At 74.9% G+C, this 3,691-nt stretch carries 2 protein-coding genes and 1 pseudogene; all 3 read right to left on the bottom strand.

Features of this window, described 5'->3' with window-relative positions; genetic code table 11:
- Positions 1–1,040: pseudogene (locus VR45_RS25805) on the bottom strand (hypothetical protein); the annotation flags it as partial.
- Positions 1,041–1,054: 14 nt separating this feature from the next.
- Positions 1,055–2,023 (bottom strand): NAD-dependent epimerase/dehydratase family protein, encoded by a 969-nt coding sequence (locus VR45_RS25810; RefSeq protein WP_045942233.1) that lies wholly within the window; start codon positions 2,021–2,023, stop codon positions 1,055–1,057.
- 103 nt (positions 2,024–2,126) lie between these two features.
- Positions 2,127–3,251 (bottom strand): DegT/DnrJ/EryC1/StrS family aminotransferase, encoded by a 1,125-nt coding sequence (locus VR45_RS25815; RefSeq protein WP_045942234.1) that lies wholly within the window; start codon positions 3,249–3,251, stop codon positions 2,127–2,129.
- Positions 3,252–3,691 lie beyond the last annotated feature (440 nt).

The raw sequence follows: 3,691 nt of genomic DNA on the forward strand, positions 1-3,691 counted from the left end.
CAGCCTTCCGGGGTGGCGCCGGGGGAGGGGGGTGGTTCGGGGTGGGTCAGGGCGGTGAGGGCTGAGCGGACGACCTCGGCGGGGTGGGCGGAGACGACGTCGGCGTGGCCGAGTTCGAGTTCGTGCTGGAGGTTGTCGCGGCCGTGGCCCTGGACGATGTCGAGGAGGAGGAGGCGTCGGCCGAGGGCGCGGGCCTCGCTGCAGGTGTCGCCGGAGCTGGTGACGACGAGGTCGGCGGCGGCCATCAGGGCGGGTACCTGGTCGGTCCAGCCGAAGGGGTGGAGCCGGGGGCGGTGGGTGGCGGCGCGCCGCAGACGGCGTTCGAGTTCGGCGTTGCTGCCGGCGACGGCGAGCACGTGCGGTCCGGCGTCGGCCAGTTCGGCGGCGGTGCGGGCCAGTGGGCCGAGGCCCCAGGCGCCGGACATCAGCAGGACGCAGCGCGCGTCGGGCGGCAGGCCCAGCCGTTCCCGGGCCTCGGCGCGCGAGGGCGGGCGGTAGAACGGTGCGCGCAGCGGTGCGGGCAGCACGGCCACCGGCGCGTCCGGGCGGTAGCGGCGGACGCCGCAGGCCGCGACCTCGGAGGTGACCAGGAACAGGTCGGTGCCGTCCTGCACCCAGAGCCGGTGCGGGGTGACGTCGGTGCAGAGCACCAGGTGGCGGAAGGCGGGCGGGTCGCCGCGCAGGTGGTTGACGGCGGAGGTGGCGGTGGCGAACACCGAGACCACCAGTTCCGGGCGCTGCTCCGCGAGCAGCGCCCGGACGGCGGGCACCAGCCGCCGCCGGGCCGCCGCGTCGGCGAGCAGGGCGATCCGGGCGCCGGGGCGCAGGGCGGAGAAGTGGAACGCGTCGTAGACGCCGGGCAGGTCGAGCAGCCGCCGGAACACCGCCTCCCCGGCGTTGCCCGCGCGCTGCCCGAGCAGGGCCATCGCGTCGACGGTGCTGGTGGACCAGCCGCGCGCCTCCAGGGAGTCGGCGCAGGCCCGGGCCATCACGTCGTGGCCCTGGCCGAGCGAGCCGGAGACCAGCAGGGCGTGCGGCACTGCCCGGCCCCGGTTCAGGCGCCCCGGCGGGGGCCGGACGCGGGGCCGGTCGCCGGGGCGGCCTCGGAGCGGTACCAGTCGGCGTACCGCCGCACGCCGTCGGCGAAGTTGGTGCGCGGCGACCAGCCGAGCAGCCGCTTGGCCTGCGCGGCGGAGATCCGGCGCCCGGCGTAGTCGGCGGTGCGGGCCTCGATGTGCTCGATGCTGACCGGTCCGAGCAGCCGGTCGACGGTGTCGGCGATGTCGCGGACCGAGACGGCGGTGGAGCCCTCCAGGGCGAAGGTCTGGTCCTCGGCGGCGGGGGAGAGGGCGCGGACGTGCGCGTCGGCGAGGTCCTCGACGTAGACGAAGTTGCGGCTCTGCCGCCCGTCGCCCGCGATGGTGATCGGCCGTCCGTCGAGCGCGGCCTGCACGAACCGGGCGACCACCAGCTCGTCGCGCATCCGCGGCCCGTACGGGATGCCGTACCGGAGGATGGTGAAGTGCCGTCCGTAGAGCTGGCGGTAGCTGTGCACGAGCATCTCGGCGGCCAGTTTGGTGGCGACGTAGAGGTGCCCGCTGTGGTCCAGCTCGATCGGCACGTGCTCGTCGAGCTCCTGCTCCTCGTCCTCCATCCCGGCCTCGCCCAGGGCGGCCCCGTACACCCAGACGGTGCTGGCCAGGACGGTCCGGCTGAGGTCGTTGCGGCGGGCGGCCTCCAGGACGGCCTCGGTCCCGTCGATGTTGGCCCGCACGGCGCCGACCGGGTCGGCGGCGACCCGTTCGACGTCGGCCTGCGCGGCCAGGTGGAAGACCACCTCGCAGCCGTCCAGGGCGGCGGTGAGGGCGGGCAGGTCGAGGATGTCGATCCGCGCGTGGTCGGCGTCGGGGTTGAGGTACTTGTCGGTGGAGTCCACCGCGAGCACCTCGTGCCCGGCGGCGAGCAGCCGGTCGACGACGTGTGAGCCGATGAAGCCGCATCCTCCGGTGACCGCTATCCGCACTGTTCTCTCCTGTCTTGTCTCGACCTTGTCCCGACTGACTGCTCCCGACGGTTCTCGCGACCGGCGGGGTCCGTCGGCCCGTGATCCGTCAGCCCGTGGTCCGTCAGCCCGTGAAGCGGCGATGGACGGCGGACACCGCCTCGATCACCAGCTCGGTCTCGTCCTCGGTCATGTCGGAGTGCACCGGCAGGCAGATCTGCCGGGCGCAGACGTCCTCGGCGACCGGCAGCGCCGCCCGCCGGTACGGGGCGAGCACCGGCTGCAGGTGCAGCGGCAGGTCGTAGACCTCGCCGGAGAGCCGGACGTCGTACTCCTCGGCGACGGCCCGCTTGAACGCCGCGCGGTCGGCGCCGGGCGGCAGCAGGGCGACGTACTTGTAGTAGTTGCCGCGGGAGCCGGCCGGTTCGAGGACGGGCGTCAGGCCGTCCAGCGCGCCGAGCGCGGCGTCGTAGCGCTGGGCGACCCGGCGCCTGGTCTCCACGAACTCCTTGAGCCGGCGCAGGTGGACGGTGCCGATGGCGGCGTTGGGCTCGCTCATCCGCCAGGACGCGCCGAGCCGCACGTGGTGGTTGGTGGTGAACGAGCCCTTGCCCTGGTCGCGGTGGATCCGGGCCTCGTCGCGCAGTTCGGCGGACTCGGTGAGGATCATGCCGCCCTCGCCGCTGGTGGTGACCTTGGTCGGGTAGAAGGAGAAGGCTCCGGCCGTTCCGAAGGTGCCGGCGGCGCGCCCGAGGTAGCTGCTGCCGTGGGCGTGCGCGGCGTCCTCGACCAGCGGGATGCCCCGGGCGTCGCAGATCGCGCGCAGGGCGTCGACCTCGGGGGTGATCAGTCCGCCGATGTGGACCAGCACCACGGCGGCGGTGTCCGGCGTGAGCGCGGCCTCCAGGGTGTCCGGGCCGAGCGCGAGGGTGTCCGGGTCGACGTCGGCGAAGACCGGCCGGCCGCCCGCGTGCAGGATCGCACCGGCCGTCGCGTAGAAGGTGACGGCCGGGACGACCACGTCGCGGCCACGGACGTCGAGGCCGCGCAGGACGATCTCCAGCGCCGCGGTGCCGCTGGCGACGGCGACCGCGTGGGTCGCGCCGTGCTCGGCGGCGAAGGACTGCTCGAACCGTTCGGTCCAGGGGCCGAGGGTGAGCGCGCCGGTGGCGAGCATCTCGCTCACGGCCTCCGCGACGGCCGCGCGGTCGTTCTCGTCGAACACGATGCGAGCGGCGGGAACGCCCATGGGCCACCTCCGGCAGCGGGTCGAGCTGCGGACGGGCGGTGTTCCGGGGGCCTGAGGGCTTCCGGTCACCGATGACGGACAGGTCTGGACGAACCGGAGCGAAACGTCCGGTCCAGGCACATCACGCTACTTCGCCGGTCGGGGCGCGGCCCGTCCGTACCTCCGCCCGGGTGACCCGGCCGACCCTCGCACCCCGACGCCGGCGCCCCGCCCCCTCGGCCGCAGGTCGGAGCCGGACGGCCGCCACCGCGCTCCGGGCACTACGCCGTCCGGGTCGTCCTGCTGCGTCCGCAGTAGTCCGGAATGCCTGCGCAGGGCCGACGCCGACGAGACGCCCGCCGACGCAGGATGGCCATGCTCCGGGAGCCCCTGGCCGCGACGGCCGGGCAGTGCTCCCGGCCACCGATCCCGCCCGAAGCCCGAAGCCCGCCGTCAGCACC

This window comes from Streptomyces sp. NRRL S-495 (assembly GCF_000966955.1).
In the GTDB taxonomy this organism is placed as follows: Bacteria; Actinomycetota; Actinomycetes; order Streptomycetales; family Streptomycetaceae; genus Kitasatospora; species Kitasatospora purpeofusca.

What these genes read in the sequence shown, in the direction of transcription:
- VR45_RS25815 (WP_045942234.1), bottom strand. Translation starts at nt 3,251, where the DNA reads ATGGGCGTTCCCGCCGCTCGCATCGTGTTCGACGAGAACGACCGCGCG.